The organism is Candidatus Palauibacter scopulicola, assembly GCF_947581915.1.
GTDB classification, from domain to species: Bacteria; Gemmatimonadota; Gemmatimonadetes; order Palauibacterales; family Palauibacteraceae; genus Palauibacter; species Palauibacter scopulicola.
The window spans coordinates 20,443-35,720 of record NZ_CANPWG010000041.1 but is presented as its reverse complement, the minus strand read 5'-3'; the positions used below and the strand labels follow the sequence as shown (position 1 = coordinate 35,720).

The 15,278-nt window shown below is 70.8% G+C and carries 12 protein-coding genes and 1 pseudogene; 3 read left to right on the top strand and 10 right to left on the bottom strand.

What is annotated here, in order from left to right; genetic code table 11:
• From RN743_RS08190 to RN743_RS08180, 3 genes and pseudogenes are all read right to left on the bottom strand, one after another.
• Positions 1 to 746 (bottom strand): annotated as a pseudogene (locus RN743_RS08190) (4-alpha-glucanotransferase); the annotation flags it as partial.
• The gene (locus RN743_RS08185) at positions 743 to 2,167 is read right to left on the bottom strand and encodes a DUF3536 domain-containing protein (RefSeq protein WP_310778700.1); all 1,425 of its coding nucleotides are present in this window, start codon (positions 2,165 to 2,167) and stop codon (positions 743 to 745) included. The gene RN743_RS08185 and the pseudogene RN743_RS08190, both read right to left, overlap by 4 nt.
• 14 nt (positions 2,168 to 2,181) lie before the next feature.
• Positions 2,182 to 3,621, bottom strand: a complete 1,440-nt coding sequence (locus tag RN743_RS08180; protein WP_310778697.1) for a glycogen/starch synthase — start codon at positions 3,619 to 3,621, stop codon at positions 2,182 to 2,184.
• Positions 3,622 to 3,769: 148 nt separating this feature from the next.
• Between RN743_RS08180 and glgB the strand changes: the two genes are divergently transcribed.
• Positions 3,770 to 5,794 carry a 1,4-alpha-glucan branching protein GlgB gene (gene glgB, locus RN743_RS08175; RefSeq protein WP_310778694.1) on the top strand — a complete coding sequence of 675 codons (2,025 nt, stop codon included), beginning with the start codon at positions 3,770 to 3,772 and terminating at the stop codon, positions 5,792 to 5,794.
• 16 nt (positions 5,795 to 5,810) lie between these two features.
• Here the strand turns inward: glgB and RN743_RS08170 are convergent, their stop codons facing one another.
• Genes RN743_RS08170 through RN743_RS08150 form a run of 5 tightly spaced genes read right to left on the bottom strand, consistent with a single transcriptional unit; the run spans position 5,811 to position 11,278 of the window.
• Positions 5,811 to 6,563, bottom strand: coding sequence for an alpha/beta hydrolase-fold protein (locus RN743_RS08170; RefSeq protein WP_310778691.1), 753 nt, complete (start codon positions 6,561 to 6,563; stop codon positions 5,811 to 5,813).
• Positions 6,560 to 7,837: a hypothetical protein gene (locus tag RN743_RS08165; RefSeq protein WP_310778688.1), complete on the bottom strand. Its 1,278-nt coding sequence runs from the start codon at positions 7,835 to 7,837 to the stop codon at positions 6,560 to 6,562. Before RN743_RS08165 ends, RN743_RS08170 begins: the two co-directional genes overlap by 4 nt.
• Positions 7,834 to 8,985, bottom strand: a complete 1,152-nt coding sequence (locus RN743_RS08160; protein ID WP_310778685.1) for an alpha/beta hydrolase-fold protein — start codon at positions 8,983 to 8,985, stop codon at positions 7,834 to 7,836. The genes RN743_RS08165 and RN743_RS08160 overlap by 4 nt, the downstream gene beginning before the upstream one ends.
• Before the next feature lie 53 nt (positions 8,986 to 9,038).
• Positions 9,039 to 10,058: a Type 1 glutamine amidotransferase-like domain-containing protein gene (locus RN743_RS08155; RefSeq protein WP_310778682.1), complete on the bottom strand. Its 1,020-nt coding sequence runs from the start codon at positions 10,056 to 10,058 to the stop codon at positions 9,039 to 9,041.
• The gene (locus RN743_RS08150; protein ID WP_310778679.1) at positions 10,055 to 11,278 is read right to left on the bottom strand and encodes an ATP-grasp domain-containing protein; all 1,224 of its coding nucleotides are present in this window, start codon (positions 11,276 to 11,278) and stop codon (positions 10,055 to 10,057) included. Before RN743_RS08150 ends, RN743_RS08155 begins: the two co-directional genes overlap by 4 nt.
• Positions 11,279 to 11,402: 124 nt before the next feature.
• Between RN743_RS08150 and RN743_RS08145 the strand changes: the two genes are divergently transcribed.
• Together RN743_RS08145 and RN743_RS08140 are read left to right on the top strand one after the other, a co-directional pair.
• Positions 11,403 to 12,626, top strand: coding sequence for an ATP-grasp domain-containing protein (locus RN743_RS08145; protein WP_310778675.1), 1,224 nt, complete (start codon positions 11,403 to 11,405; stop codon positions 12,624 to 12,626).
• Positions 12,627 to 12,666: 40 nt separating this feature from the next.
• Complete coding sequence (locus tag RN743_RS08140; protein WP_310778672.1) at positions 12,667 to 13,884, top strand: ATP-grasp domain-containing protein; 1,218 nt, start codon at positions 12,667 to 12,669, stop codon at positions 13,882 to 13,884.
• Positions 13,885 to 13,935: 51 nt separating this feature from the next.
• Here the strand turns inward: RN743_RS08140 and RN743_RS08135 are convergent, their stop codons facing one another.
• Both RN743_RS08135 and RN743_RS08130 read right to left on the bottom strand, forming a co-directional pair.
• The gene (locus tag RN743_RS08135) at positions 13,936 to 14,904 is read right to left on the bottom strand and encodes a DUF2235 domain-containing protein (protein WP_310778670.1); all 969 of its coding nucleotides are present in this window, start codon (positions 14,902 to 14,904) and stop codon (positions 13,936 to 13,938) included.
• Between the two features lie 41 nt (positions 14,905 to 14,945).
• Positions 14,946 to 15,266, bottom strand: a complete 321-nt coding sequence (locus tag RN743_RS08130) for a hypothetical protein (RefSeq protein WP_310778667.1) — start codon at positions 15,264 to 15,266, stop codon at positions 14,946 to 14,948.
• Between the last annotated feature and the right edge of the window lie 12 nt (positions 15,267 to 15,278).

Here is a 15,278-nt window from a genome sequence, read left to right as displayed (position 1 = left end):
CGCCCGCGGGCCGCGTTCAGCGACTCGAGGAACGCCTCCAGCCAGCCGCCGCCGTACACCCATTCGCGGGTGTCCGGCCACCCGCCGAACTTCTCGCCGTCGTCGCCGAGGACGATCTGGCGCTGCCCGGCGCGCCGCCGTGCGGCGAGGAAGTCCACGATCTCCGCCACGGGCCGAAACGGGATCAGGTACCGGAGCCGCTCGTCGATCGGAAGGAGCCGGAGCCGCTCCCCTCCGCTCTCCGTCGTGAAGACGCCGTCCATCTCCTCCCGTTCGAGTCCGCAGGCGAGGAAATGGCGGTCGTCGAGCAGGGTGTATTCGATGCCCGCGCGCGCCAGGTCGGCGGCGAGATCGGGTTCCCAGACGCGTTCCGTGAGCCAGAGGCCGGTGGCCTCGACCCCGAACCGGCGGCGCAGTTCCGCCCGCATCCACTCGACCTGTTCCACCCGGTCCGGAGCCGCGAGGGCCGCGAGAATCGGCTCGTACCGTCCGGAGGCGAGGAGCTCGATGCGGCCTTCCGTCGCCCGCGCCCCGAGGTCATCGAGGAAGTCCGGGGCGTGACGCCCGAACCAGTCGAGGAGGGGACCGGAGAGGTGGAGCGAGATTGGGTAGGCGTCGTGCCGGTGGATCGCGTCGAGAAGGGGCCGGTACACGCCGGTCAGGTGATCCTCGAACACATGGTCGAAGTTCCCCACCGGCTGGTGGAGGTGAATCGCGAACGCGAAGCGGAGCGGGCTTCGGCTCACGCGTCCGCCGGGACGGGGAAGCCGGCGTCCGACTTGAACGCACGCTCGTACACGGCGGCGGCGTTCCCGAGGTCGGCGTCGTTGGCCGGGGCCTTCGCGAGGTCCGCGACGAAGGCGGTTTCCAGGGCCTCCGAGCGCTCCGGCGCGAGCCGACGCAGGCGGTCGAGCGCGTGCGCGGCATAACCGAGCACCTGCCTCGCCTCGAGGCCCGCGACATCGTCGAAGAACCAGGCGCACGAGGTGAACATCGCGGCCCGGTCGCGGGCCACCTCGAGCAGCGCCAGCGCTTCGTCCCGGCGTTCTCCGCCGCCGCTCTCCCCGGCGGCTCGCGCGGCGAAGTCCTCCAGCCCCGGCGGCGCGCCCAAAACCTCGCCAAGTGCCTCCATGGCCCGGCCCGGGTCCGTCAACCGGCCCGGCGCCAACTCCGCGTACGCCGCATCGAGTCCGGCCGCGAGCGACTCGAGCGCCGAGCGGAGCGGCGCCCGCCAGCGCTGCTGCGAATCCAGGTGCGGCGCCATCCGGCACCCGCACTCCGAGCGCCAGCGTTCCACGCCGTGCGCGCAGCTCCAGGAGGTGGGCTCCTCGAGGCTCACGAAGGGCACCTCACTCGCGGCGGCGAGCGCCGCGCCGAAGTTCCCGATCTCCACCTCGCCGCTCTCGCGGGCGCGGCGGATCACCCGCATGAGCGTGCGGTCGGCGCCCCGGTGATGGTGCCCGAACGTCTCGCCATCCGTCGCCAGCGCGACGACGCCCCCGTCCCGGCCCGCGGCCGACCGCAGCGCCTCGAACCACGCGTCCCGGCCGTCGAGCAGCGCCCCGAACGCCACGCCGTGCGACAGTTCGCCGTCGTAGATGAAGACCGCGATCTCGCGGCCCGCGCCGATACGAACCCGCCCCACGCCTCCGGCTGGCACGTCCGCCACCTGGTGCGGAGCCAGGATCGTGAAGGCCACGCCCTCCGCCGCCAGCACGTCGAGCGTCTCCATGTCGACGGCCGTCTCGGGCAGCCACATGCCGTCGGCGCACCGCCCGAAGCGCCGCTCGAAGTCCCGCAGCCCCCAGCGCACCTCCGTCTCCTTCTCGCGCCGCGTCGCGAGCGGGAGGATGATGTGGTGGTAGGGCTGCGCGACCGCGTTGCCGTGCCCCAGCCGCTCGCGGCTCGCCCGGTCCCCGCGGACGAAGCCTTCGTGAACCTCCGGGCGTTCCCCCTCGAGCCAGCGTGCGAGCGTCGGACCGAGGTCGAAGCTCAGCCAGTCGAACGCCCCCGCCCGCGCCAGGGGTTCGTAACATTCCGCGGCGATCCGGTCGTTCCAGTTCTCGAATGGGGCCGCGCCCGGCTCGCTGCGGATCCGGTCCGTCCACGGGTCCTCGCGCGGCGGCTGGTAGAAGTGGCCGTGAAGGACAACCGTGGCGCGATCCACGGCCGAAGCCGGGTTCAGTCGTCCGGCGCGTGCGCGGCGAGCGCCCGCCGGTACACGTCCAGGTAGCGGCCGGCGCTGCCCGCCCAGCCGAAGTCACGGGTCATCGCCTCCACCGCGTGCTCGTTCCACGCCTCCCGACTCCCCGCATACAGCGCGGCGGCCCGCCCGAGCGCGACCTCGAGGTCTTCCGGCGTGTAGCCGTCGAACAGGAAGCCCGTGACCTGGTCCTCGATCGTGTCCGCGAGCCCCCCCACGCGCCGGGCGACCGGGAGCACGCCGTAGAGCTGCGCCCGCATCTGCGTGAGACCGCACGGTTCGTAGAGCGACGGCATCAGGAGGAGGTCGATGCCCGCCAGGAGCCGGTGCTCCTTGGCCTCGGCGAACTCGGTGTCCACGGCGATCCGGTCCGGATGCCGCGCGGCCAACTCGCGCAGCGCCGTTTCGTACCGTTCCTCTCCCTGGCCGAGAAAGATGAACTGCCCTTCGGCCCGCTCCAGCGGCCCGCCGTCGATGAGGAGGTCGAGCCCCTTCTGAGCGACGAGCCGCGCGGTCATCCCGTACAGCGGTACGCCCGGCGCCTCCGTCAGCGAGTACTCCCGTTGCAGCGCCCGCTTGCACACGGCCTTCCCGGCCAGGTCCGCGCTCGAGAAGGTGGCGGCGATCTCCGGGTCCGTCTCCGGATTCCAGACCTCCAGGTCGACGCCGTTCAGGATCCCCAGGAAGCGGTCGCCCATCTCGATGAACGAGCCGTGGAGCCCGAACCCGCCGTCGGCCGTGCGAAGCTCGTGCGCGTGCGTGGGACTCACGGTCGTCGCGTAGTCCGCGAACACGAGGCCCCCCTTGAGCAGGTTCAGGTGGCCATGGAACTCCATGAGCCGCCAGTGGAACAGCTCGCGCGGCAGCCCCAGCTCGTCGAGCACCTCGGGCCGCTGAAGTCCCTGGTAGCCCGCGTTGTGGATGGAGAGGACGGCCGCCATGCGGTCGTGCGCCTCGCGCCCCCCGAACCGCGTGCGCAGGAAGACGGGGGCAAGCGCCGCGTGCCAGTCGTGCGCGTGGACGACGACGGGCACGTTGGCGAGTTCCGGCAGAATCCGGAGCGCCGCCAGGTTGTAGAGCGCGAAGCGCCGCGGGTTGTCCGCGTAGTCCGTCCCGCCCTCCCCGTAGATCCCCTCCCGGTCGAAACACCCGGGGTGGTCGACGAAGAGCACGCGCGGATTCCGGCGCGGGCCCGGGTGCTGGAGAATCCGGACCTCCTCCACCCGGCGCCCCACGCGCACGCGGAAGCTGTCCGCAATCGGCTCCAGGTCGGGAAAGGCCTCGCGCACCGACCGGTAGAGCGGCATGAAGACTGTGACGGGCGTCCCTTGGGCGGCCTGGAAGGTGGCGATGCCGCGCACCGCCTCCGCGAGGCCGCCGGTGCGGGCGTACGGCCAGTACTCGGCGACGAGGTGCACGACGGCGAGCTCCTCCGGGGGCTTGACCCCGGCGCGGGGCCGTGTCGGCGCTGGCTTGGCGATTGCGGGCATGCGGCTCATACTTCGTCGCGAAGTGGCGTAAGTGCGGCTGCAAGGGACGGCGCCCGGTCCGGACGGACCCGCCGCGATGAGGTGGCAGATCGAACACGAAAAATCTAGTACCCCTCCCGGACCTCTCCAAACCCCGGCGCCCGATCCTTCGTTCCCCCTGAAGGCCGCCGACTTCGAGGCGTTCCGCGCGGGACGGGAGTCCGCGCTCCACGACCTCCTCGGCGCGCACCCGTGCGAGCGGGGCGGGGAGCCGGGGACGCGTTTCGCCGTATGGGCCCCGCGCGCCCGCGGCGTCAGCGTCGTGGGCTCTTTCAACGCGTGGGACGGAGCGGCGCATCCCATGTCCCCGGTGGACGACGCCGGTGTGTGGGAACGCTTCCTCCCCGGCGTCGGGCCGGGAGACCTGTACAAGTTCCAGGTGCGCTCCGCGGCGGACGAAGCGGCGGACGAAGCGCCGGACGGGCCCTCCCTCGCAGTCGACAAGGCGGATCCGCTCGGACGCGCCGCCGAAGTCCGGCCGGGCACCGCGTCGCGCGTGGCCTCGACCGCCCCCTACGCATGGACGGATGCGGCGTGGGTCGAGACGCGCCGCGGACGCGCGGCCCCCGACGTACCCATCTCCATCTACGAGGTCCACCCCGGTTCCTGGCGCCGGCACGCGGACGGTTCGTGGCTGGGGTACCGCGCGCTCGCCCGGGAACTGCTGCCCTACGCCGCCGACCTCGGCTTCACCCACATCGAACTCCTCCCCGTCATGGAACACCCGTACGACGGGAGCTGGGGATACCAGACGGTCGGGTACTTCGCCCCCACCTCCCGCTACGGCCCTCCGGAGGACTTCGCGCATTTCGTCGATGAGGCCCACCGCCTGGGGCTGGGCGTCGTGCTCGACTGGGTGCCGGGCCATTTCGGCCCCGACCTCCACGGCCTGAGGACGTTCGATGGGGCGCCCCTCTACGAGATCGGGGAGGAGTCGCGGGCCGTTCATCCGGACTGGGGCACGCTCGCCTTCGACTTCGGCCGGCCGGAGGTCGTCTCCTTCCTTCTCTCGAGCGCGCGCTACTGGATCGAGCGTTACCACGCGGACGGCCTGCGCGTCGATGCGGTGGCGTCGATGCTCCACCTCGACTACTCGCGCGAAGAGGGGGAGTGGGAGCCGAACGAACTCGGGGGACGGGAGAACCTCGGCGCGATCGCCTTCCTCAGGACGCTGTCGGAGATGGTCCACGACCGCTTTCCCGGCGTCCTTCTGTTCGCGGAGGAGAGCAGCGCGTGGCCCGGCGTGACAGCGCCCGCGGACGAGGACGGGCTCGGGTTCGACTTCAAGTGGAACATGGGATGGATGAACGACACGCTCCGCGTCCTGGCCGCTCCGCCGGAGCGGCGGCCCCGCCTGCACCGGCGCCTGACGTTCTCGCTTCACTACGCGCACACGGAACGACATCTCCTTCCCCTGTCGCACGATGAAGTCGTTCACCTCAAGCGTTCTCTGTTGGAGAAGGTGCCGGGGATGGACGAGGAGAAGTTCGCCGGCCTCCGCCTCCTCCTCGGCTACATGTGGACGCACCCGGGGGCCAAGCTCCTGTTCATGGGAGGGGAGATCGGAGAGCGGCGGGAATGGAACGAAGACGGCGCGCTGGACTGGAGTCTGCTGGATGCGTCAGCGAACCCGGCGCACGCGATGCACCGCGGGCTCCAGCGCTGGGTGCGCGCGCTGAACCGTCTCTACCGAGGCGAACCCGCGCTACACGCCCTGGACCACGCGCCGGAAGGCTTCGAGTGGCTGGACGTGCACGACGCGAAGCGCAGCGTGCTGAGCTACCTGCGGTGGCGACCGGAGTGGGAGGGGGCCGTCGTCGTGGTGGCAAATTTCTCCGCCACCGCGTGGCCGGGGTATCGGGTCGCCCTTCCCGAAGCCGGCCCGTACCGCGTCCTCCTCGACAGCGGCGACCCGGAGTTCGGCGGGGGCGGGCGCACGGCGCTTCCGGTTCGCGCGGAGGACGTCCCGCACCACGCGCGTCCCGCCTCGCTTCCCGTCGACCTCCCGCCGCTGGCCTTCCTCGTTCTCCAGCGCTCGGAAGCGCCGGAGGAAGGCGACTAGCGGCCGGCGGCCCCCGCTAGGGAGCCGGGAGCAGCTCGTCGAGGTAGCGTACGAGCATGTGGCGCCACGTGGGCCAGTCGTGGTGCCACTCCTCGCCCCAGTCGTCGACGCGGTTCGGCACGCCCTTCCGCCCCAGGAGCGAGGCCGCGCGCCAGGACTCGCCGATGTCCTCCGCCCGCCCGCGCCCGGAGGCGAGGAGGACGAAGCGCTGGCGCAGCCGGTCCAGCGTCTCGCCCGCGAGTTGCGGCAAGTGGTGTACGGGCGACGCGCGGTAGAAGTCGCCAGTGGCTCTCGCTTCGGCCCCGGTCTCGTGTTTCAGAAAGCGCTGGAGGTCATACGTGCCGCTCATGCACACGGCGTGCGAGAAGGCGTCGGGGAACCGGCACAGCATGGCGAGCGCGTTGAACGCGCCGATCGAGGAGCCCGCGACGATGACCTCGATCCCGGGATCGTTGCAGTCCTCGCGGATCATGGGGACGAACTCGCGGTAGACGAACTCCTGAAACCGGTCGAGGACGGTCATGCGGTGTTCCGGCGTCCCCTCGCGTCCGAGCATGACGCGGCCCGCCACGCTGTCGCACGAATAGACCTTGATCCGGCCGTCCGCCAGGTAGTCCGCGACCGTGTCGATGACGAGGAAGCGCTCGATCTCCTCCGCGTCTCCTCCGGCGGTCGGGAACATGAGGAAGGGCACGCCGACCTCGCCCCAGCGCGCGACGTTGACCTCCTGGCCGAGGCGGTGCGACCACCAACTGGCGTTGAGTTTCATGAGGCGAGAATCGGCACGGAGCCGGGGGGTTCCTCCCGGCGGGCCGCCTGTATGCGGTGGAGGAAGAGCGCGGTGAACTCCTCGATCTCGTGATCGGGGTAGAGCGAGGCCACCTTCGCGCGCACCGCGTCGCGGGCCGCCTCGCTGCCGAAGAACTCGTCGGCCACCTCGTCGAGTTCCGCGAGGTGCGTCCCGCAGAACTCCACGAACCGGTCGGTCTCGAACCGCGCCTCCGCGATCCGGGCGCAAGCCCGGACCTTTTCTCCGACCGACATTTCCGGGCGGCAGGCGTCGAAGAACGGCCGCCAGTCGAGGTTGATGCGCATCGTGCGCCGGGTCGCTGCGCAGAAAAGGGACCAGCGGAGGTTCGCCTTGATGAGCCAAGGAAAGTGGTAGTGGAGCGAGGTGACCTGCGAATCCGGACAGGGGTTCGCGAAGTCGATCGGCATCCACCGTCCGCCGCTGCGAAGCACCTCGCACGAGTTGAAGTCCCACCCGAAAAACGCGTTGATCGTGAGCGTCGTGTCCCGGATCGCCCCGGCATCCGAAGGCTCCAGGCGGTCTCGCTCGACGGTGTAGCGGTCGTGGGCGGCGGCGCCGGGGTCGTAGAGGACGGCGCGCGTCTGGGGGCCCAGTCCGATGCAGCGGACGAAGCGGTCGTGCTCCACCCCCTGCTGCAGGTGCATGACGAACTTGCCGCTCTCATCGTAGGCGGCGCCGAGCGCCTCGTCGTCCCCGATCCTCGACACGCCGCGCCAGCCGCCGCCGTCGTAGGGCTTCATGAACACGGGATAACCCAGGTCGTGCGCCACGGCGGGAAGGTCGAAGAGCCGCGCGTAGCGTTTCAGGGTGACCGCCAGATCGTCCTGCGGGTCGTAGGACTTGGGCGGGAGGAGCCACGTCCGCGGAACCGGAAGACCCAGCCGCATCATCGCGCAGTAGGTGGAGTGCTTCTCCATCGACTGGACGCTCCACGGATTGTTGAACACGTAGAGCCCGTCCATGATCACCGACTTCTTGATCCACTCCCGCGTCGGGAAGTACCAGTGCGTGAGGCGGTCGATGACGACGTCGTACTTCCCCTTCTGCTGCAGGTCGAAGGGCTCGATCGTGACGTCCTCGACATGGAACCGGATCGTGCCCTTGGACGAGGGGATCCGGGGGTCCAGCCGTTCGAGGATCGCGCGGTAGGCGATGGGCCAGCACAGGTCCGCGCCGAGCGAGAGGCCGATGCGGCGCGTCACCTCGCGCGCCGACGCCGCGGTGGCCGTCATTCGTAGACCATCCAGAGCGGGCCCGGGAAGAGCCACGACAGACCCTCGCGCAGGCGGTCCCGCCAGTTCTCCCAGTTGTGGCCGTCCCGCGACTCGACGAAGCGCACCTCCGCCCCGCCGCGGCGGAGGGCCGGGATCAGGGCCCGGTTTTCGGAGACCAGCGGTTCGTACACACCCACCGAGACGAACGCCTTCTCGGCGATGGCGGTCGGCGCCGCGCGGTACGCGTTCATCATGTCGACGACGCGGTCGAACACGGGGCCGCTCTCGTTGGCGCCGATGTCCGTGAACAGAAACGAGCCCGACTGGAGCAGCAAGCGGCCGAAGCGCCCCGGGTATTCGAGCGCGGCGTGGAAGGAGGCGACGGCGCCCAGACTCGCGCCCATGAGGCCGCGCGACCCGGAGTCCGGGAGGAGCGGGTAGTCGTGCTCGAGGCGCGGGAGCAACTCCTCGGCGACGAACCGCGCGTGTGCCGGATCCGCCGAGTATTCCGACATCCGGTCGCCCGGGTGCAGCAACGCCACGATCATCCGGGGGATCTCGAAGCGATCGATCAGTTGGTCGAGCACCTGCCTCAGGCCGGCGTACTCGACGTAGTCCCCGCCGTCGTGCACGATGAGCAGCGGGTAGCGGCGGTTGGCGCGGAAATCGGCCGGACGGTACACGCTCACGTGCCGCGCCGACTCCAAGGCCTCGCTCTCGACCGCGAGTTCATCCAGCTCGCCGCGCCGGACTCCCTCGCGCTCGCGGGCCCAGTCGGGGATCTCATAGCCCCGCGCCTGGACGACGGAGTTCGCCCCGAACGGATCGCGGGCGCGCTGGGGGTTCAGCGGGTCCTCGATCCACTCCGCGCGGCCGCCGGCGAGGACCTCGATCTTGTACTCCACCCGGGATTCGTCGGGGAGTTCGAGCGTGTAGCACCAGAGGTCCGTTCCCTCCAGCCGGCGGAAGGGCGCCGAGGTCTGGAGGCCGTGTACCCAGTGCCGGAGCCGGACGGCGTCGGCATGGCCCCGGTACACGAAGGTGTAAAGGGGCGGCTCGGCGAGCGGGAACTCGTGCGCATCGAGGAACGCGCCCACCGCATCCGGCCCGCCGGAACCGGACGCGAGCCGCTCCTCGAGCGCCGCGATCGCGGTCGAACGCGGCATCGATGGCTCCTGCCGGTGGGCCCGGGCGTGGGGATCGAATCGCATGGGCCGGACTACGCCGCCGTGCGGAAGGGGACGCGGCGGCCCGCCGCGTCGAGGCGCTCGACCCCGTCGCCGCCGCTCCAGCCGTGCCCGGCCCGGTCGAGTCGGTGGCCGGGGTCGAGGAGGACGCAGGAGGCGGGAGAGAAGCGGGCCGCGAGCCGCGCTCCCCGCGTCCGGTCGTCCAGCGCGAGGCGGGCCGAAGCGTGCGGAAGGGCGACGAGCCCTTCGGCGATCCCCAGCCCCGCGTCGAACACCTCGGGGTGGCCCTCGCCCCAAGGCGGCCGATCGTGAAAGAGCACGACGCGCTCCGTCAGCACCATGGCCCCGGCCGACCGGCCGATCACGGGGCGTCCGTCCAGGAGCTTCCGTCCCCCGAACAGCCGCAGGCGGCTCAGCAGGTTCCCGACGTGCCCGCCCTCCAGGACGATCGCCTCCGTGCCCTCGAGCCTCTCGCCCACCTCGCGCCGTTGCAATCGCACGGCATCGCGCTCGGAGGGTGTCATGCGGCGCTCGAACTCCGACCGGATCTCGGTCACGCGGCTCAGGTGCCGTGCGTCGAGGCGCCGAATAGCCCCGAGGGCTTCGTCCCGCTCGGCACGGAGCACGGACTCGTCCCCGCGCAGTTCGGCCAGCCGCTGGTGCGCCTCGATGAGACCGTGGAGGCGCAGATTGTAGGCGCGACGCAGCGACCGGAGCCGGTCCCGCGTCTCCCGGTGCGCGCGCGCGAGTTCCGCGTCGGCCTCGGCGATCCGGTCGGAGCGCCGATAGAGTTCGAGATCCACGACGCGGTCCGCGAGGCATGGATCGATGAGTCCCTCGTTGGCCTCGCGGTCCCGCCACCCGGAGGTGATGGCGGCGATCCGCGCGCCCCGCGACAGGGCACCCGCGGCCTCCAGTTCCCGCACCACGTCCGGGAGCGCGAGGTCGCCTCCGCGCGGACCGAGGAGGACGAGCGGCGGCCGGCGTCCGGCGTCGTCGGCCGGCCGGCGCCCCGCGTCGTCGGCCGCCCGGCGCCATCTCGACGCCTTCATGCGGCGCGCACTCTCACCCAGCGTCCGACGGCGTCGAGCATGCGGCGCAGTTCGTCGTAGTCCGGGTGCCGCAGCCGGAGCCAGGCGTTCGCCATGTACCCGGCCTCCACGGGCTGCGTGGGCGTGCCGGGCGGCGGCAGATGCGTGTCGATGATCCACTCTCCGAAGCGGGCTTCCACCTTCTCCAGACCCTCATACCCCGCGATGCGCCCATCGTTTTCGGGCCGCAGCGTCACGATCCCCGCGGAGTAGCGGCGCGACGGGTCCCGCAGTTTGCGGCCATGCACGATGCAGGCCGCCCACTCGCGGTACACGTCCATTTCGTTCGCCGCCCCGTACAGGTCCCAGGCCCGCACGCCGGGCGGACGGCAGCCGATCTCGGAGAACCTGAGTCCCTTCTCGCCGAAGAACCATTCCATGTGGGTGGCGGACGTCCCGATCTCGAGCGCGTCGATGACCCGCCGCCCGAGTTCCCGGACCTCCGCGTAGGCGTCGGCGGTGTCGATCCGGTTCGTGGCGATGAACTGGGGCGACACCTCCCTCGTCCGCATCGCCTCGAGCACGTTGGGGTAGTAGTGGGTCATGAAGTCGTGGACCACCGTGCCACCCACCGTCAGCGTGTCGTAGAAGGCCTCGTGGCCGTCCACGAACTCCTCGACGGCGACTTCGGCGCCATGCCCGACGCCGAGGCGCGGGAGCAGCGCCGCGAGCTGCGCCTCGTCCTCGACGCGATACGTGCCCGAGGCGCCGGCCCCGGCGCGCGGCTTGACGATGAGCGGATAGCCGACCCTCCGGCCGAACCCCGCGATCTCCTCCGCGTCGCCCCCGCCCATCGACTGGGCGGTCGCGATCCCCGCATCCCGAAGCGCGTCCTTCATCGCCGGCTTGTCGCGGCACAGGTGCGCGGTCCTCACGGACGTCCCGGCCAGTCCCGCGGCTTCCCGCACGCGGGCGACCGGGAGGATGTGGGCTTCGACGGTGGCCTCGAGGCGGTCCACGGGGCGCCGCCGGTGGATCTCGTGAACGGCGCGCGCGAGGGCGCCCTCGTCGCACACGGAGCCGACCTGCTCATAGCTGGTGAGCCACCCGTGCAGGTCGGAGCCCAGCGCTTCCGGCGGCGCTTCGCCCACCGCGGACACCTCGGCGCCGACTTCGTGCAGACCGCGCACGAAGTCCTTCTGGTTTCCGGGAAACAGGGGTTCGACGAATACGACGTGCATTGCTTCGCCAGCGACTCGGGGGAAAAACTTCACTTTGAGGGCCCGACATAGTACCCTCCCTGCGCCTGAACGCCAGCCCGTCCGGCGGCGGCCGTCCGGCCCGCTGTGGAAACCTGGAAAACCGATGCCCAACGTCGCATTCGTCGCCCCGTTCTATCTCCCTACCACGCTGCGCTTTCTGGAAGCCGCCGCGGGGCTCGCCGGCGTGCGCCTCGGGGTCGTGACGCAGGAACCGCTCGAGCGAATGCCCGCCTCGCTGCGGCGGAGGATCGCGGCGCACGCCCGGGTCGATGACGCGCTGTCGGCGGAGGGCATCCACGCCGGGCTGCGCCGGCTCTCCGGCGAACTCGGCGGGATCGACCGTCTGCTGGGCGCGCTCGAGGAGCTTCAGGTGCCGCTCGGTGAACTGCGCGACGGGCTCGGCATCGAGGGGATGGGCGCGGAGGCCGCGCGCAACTTCCGCGACAAGTCCCGCATGAAGGACGTGCTCCGGGCGCACGGCCTGCCCTGCGCCCGGCACGCGCTGGTCCGGGACGAGGGCGGGGCCGTGGCCTTCTCGGACGCGACGGGCTTCCCGCTCATCGTGAAGCCGCCGGCCGGCTCCGGCGCCCGCGGCACGTTTCGCGTCGAGACGCCGGCGCAGCTCCGCACGGCGATCGCGATGTCGCGCCCGAGCGCCGAGCGGCCGACGCTGGTCGAGGAGTTCGTCGTCGGCGAAGAACACTCCTTCGACGCGGTCTCGATCGGCGGGCGCGTCGTCTGGCATTCGATCAACCACTACCTGCCCTCCCCGCTCGAGGTGCTGCGCGAGCCGTGGATCCAGTGGTGCGTCCTCCTCCCGCGGGAAGTCGACTCGCCCCGGTACGAGGAGATCCGGCGGGTCGCCGGCCCTGCGCTCGATGCGCTGGGGATGGAGACGGGGCTGAGCCACATGGAGTGGTTCCGGCGGCCGGACGGTTCCGTGGCGATCTCCGAAGTCGGGGCCCGACCGCCCGGCGCCCAGTTCGTCACGCTGATCTCGCAGGCGCACGACATCGACCTCTACCGCGCCTGGGCCCACCTTCTGGTCTTCGACGAGTTCGACCCGCCGCCTCGCCCCTATGCGGCCGGCGCGGCCTATCTCCGGGGACAGGGCCGGGGCTCCGTGCGGCGGGTGGCCGGGATCGAGGAGATCGCCCGGGACCTCGGGCCCCTCTGCGTCGAGTGGCGCCTCCCCCGGGCGGGGCAGCCGCAGAGCGCGTCGTACGAGGGGGAGGGCTACATCATCGTCCGCCACCCGCGCACCGAGGTCGTCGAGGAGGCGCTGGAGCGGATCATCACCCGCGTACGGGTGGAACTCGCCACGTAACGGAACAAACTCACACGTAACCGAACAACTCAACGGAACCATGAACGTATTGATGATTTCGCCGGGCTACCCGGCCGAGATGACGCACTTCACGCGCGGGCTCGCGGAGGTGGGCGCGACGGTCATCGGCCTCGGCGATCAGCCGGCGGCGGCGCTGCCCGAGGTCGCCCGGACGAGCGTGTCCGACCACCTGCAGGTGAGATCGCTGGCGGATGAGGCGGACGTGATGCGGCAGGTCGCCGCGTTCGCGGCGCGAACCCCGATCGACCGCGTGGAGTGTCTGTGGGAACCCTTCATGATCCTCGCTGCGCGGCTGCGCGAGATGCTGGAGTTGCCGGGGCCGACCGTCGAGCAGACGCTCCCCTTCCGCGACAAGGAAGTGATGAAGGACGTGCTCGACGCCGCCGGGATCCGGACGCCCCGCCACGGGAGGGCCACGAGCAGCGCCGAGTGCCGCGAGGTCGCGGAGCGCGTCGGCTTCCCCCTCATCGTGAAGCCCGTCGCCGGCGCCGGCTCGGCCGACACGCACCGGGTCGATTCGGCGCGGGAGCTGGAGCGGGTCCTTCCCGCCCTCCGGCACGTCCCCCAGGTCACGGTCGAGGAGTTCATCGAGGGCGAGGATATGACCTTCGATACGGTCACGGTCGGAGGCGCCGTCGCGCACTACAACATCTGCCGCTACTGGCCCCGCGCGCTCGAATCGAAGACGCACGAGTGGCTCAGCCCCATCACGTATGCGCTGCGCGACGTCGAGGCGGATGATCTCGCCCCCGGGCGCGAGATGGGGTTCGCCGTGCTCGCCGCGCTCGGGTTCGAGACCGGCTACACGCACATGGAGTGGTACCGGACCGCGGACGGCGAGGCCGTGTTCGGCGAGATCGCGGCCCGGCCGCCCGGCGTGCGGACGGTCGACCTCATCAACTTCGCGAGCGACATCGACACCTACCGCGGGTGGGCGGAAGGCGTCGTGCACGCGACCTGGTCGCAGCCGGTGGAACGGAAGTACAACGCCTGCTGGATCGTCAAGCGCGCGCGCGGACAGGGCCGCATCCAGCGCATCGAGGGGCTCGGCCCGCTGCTCCAGGAGTACGGCGAGCGGGTGTGCAGCCTGGATCTGCTCCCGGTGGGGTCACCCCGGCGGAACTGGCAGGCGACGCTCGTCTCCGACGGGATGATCTTCCTCCGCCACCCGGACCTCGGGGCGCTGGAGACGATCGCCGGCGAGTTCGCGACCCGCCTGCAGCTCTACGCTGCATAGAATCCATGAACTCGTCGTTTCAAAACCGAATGCGCGGCTCCCGGCCCAAGACTATTCCACAGCCTCATACCGACCGGGCAGGTTGGCCGGAGCGCTCCCCAACGCTGGATCGTCCAAGCGCGCCAGGACGCTACTGTGGATGCGCGCATCCCGAGGGATGGTGCGGGGCGCCGGCCTCCACAACCGCCACAGTCCGGTTCTGGATGCGTGGAGGCGACCTGCGGGATCGGGTGAGAGCCTGCGTTGCCAGCCCGGTCTCAGGCGCAAGCCTTGGGCCTGCGCCTTGTTCAGCATCCAATCCAGCGCGATGTCGGAGAGGCCCGCCTCGCGATACCAGCCGCCCACATCGGAATGGACGCCGGCGAACCAGACCTGCTCGATCGTCTGGTGATCGGCCCTGGCGTCCTCGCTCCACATGTTGGCCGGGAACTTCTTGCGCTGTTCGTCGATGGAGACGGCGTGGTAGCCGTACTTCACGTCGTGGTTCAGCGTTGAATCGAAGAACTTCCGGCCCCAGAACCAGCCCATGGAGGCGACCGTGTCCCACACGCCGATGAGGTGCGGTCGGCAGTCCTGGCCATAGGTCCGCTTGAACCCGGGTGCCATCTCGTGACGTGCGCGGTCGTTGTAGATCCTGGACGCGTACGGCACCAGGTTGAGGCTGCCCCGCTGCAGCAGGCCGCAAAGGTTCAGCATCCCGGCCAATGCACGCACGGTGAACGCGCCGCGGCTGAAGCCGAACAGATACAGCCTGTCACCCGGCTCGTACCGGTCCATCAGGAACCGGTAGGCATCCTCGATGTTTTGCTGGAGCCCGGCGCCGAACGCCTTTCCCAGCGCCCGGCCCACCCGCCGTCCGAGCGTCCTGCCCAGAAAGCTGAAGGTTCCGACGCCCGGATCGTAGAAGGCAACCTGGTCCCGGTCGCAAACGATCGCTTCGCACAGCTTCACGACGTTGGTGTTGTTCGGGCCGTATTCGTTGCCCGTGCCGTCACAGCACACGACGATGTTCTTTGGCATGGAGGTATTCCGTTGCGGGTCGTTGCCGCCGAGAGTCGCGATTAACGCCGCCAGGCATCCGGGTCAGGGATCCCGCGGCTGAAAAGCATCTCCAGACCCGCCCCGCCGAATCCGCCTGCTGCGCCCGCGGCTTGAGCGGCAGCCAGCGGATCCCGCAGGAATCCGCGCACCGGTCCGGTCCGGGGATCGCGGAGGATGGCCATCGGGCGATCCGTACTCTGATCGATCGTGACCGAGCCTCTGGGGCCGGAGAGCGTGATGCCCACCAGGTCGGCCCAGCCGGCCTGCACGGGCAGGGCGAACACGACAGGGTGTGTCGAGGCGATCGGGCAGATCGCCTCGAGGTCGCGACGCGCCCGCAACTCTACGCTGCA

Bases quoted from the DNA above. Each gene is read 5' to 3' on its own strand.
- glgB (WP_310778694.1), top strand. From the start codon at position 3,770: ATGAGGTGGCAGATCGAACACGAAAAATCTAGTACCCCTCCCGGACCT.
- RN743_RS08170 (WP_310778691.1), bottom strand. From the start codon at position 6,563: ATGAAACTCAACGCCAGTTGGTGGTCGCACCGCCTCGGCCAGGAGGTC.
- RN743_RS08165 (WP_310778688.1), bottom strand. From the start codon at position 7,837: ATGACGGCCACCGCGGCGTCGGCGCGCGAGGTGACGCGCCGCATCGGC.
- RN743_RS08160 (WP_310778685.1), bottom strand. From the start codon at position 8,985: ATGCCGCGTTCGACCGCGATCGCGGCGCTCGAGGAGCGGCTCGCGTCC.
- RN743_RS08155 (WP_310778682.1), bottom strand. From the start codon at position 10,058: ATGAAGGCGTCGAGATGGCGCCGGGCGGCCGACGACGCGGGGCGCCGG.
- RN743_RS08150 (WP_310778679.1), bottom strand. From the start codon at position 11,278: ATGCACGTCGTATTCGTCGAACCCCTGTTTCCCGGAAACCAGAAGGAC.
- RN743_RS08145 (WP_310778675.1), top strand. From the start codon at position 11,403: ATGCCCAACGTCGCATTCGTCGCCCCGTTCTATCTCCCTACCACGCTG.
- RN743_RS08140 (WP_310778672.1), top strand. From the start codon at position 12,667: ATGAACGTATTGATGATTTCGCCGGGCTACCCGGCCGAGATGACGCAC.
- RN743_RS08135 (WP_310778670.1), bottom strand. From the start codon at position 14,904: ATGCCAAAGAACATCGTCGTGTGCTGTGACGGCACGGGCAACGAATAC.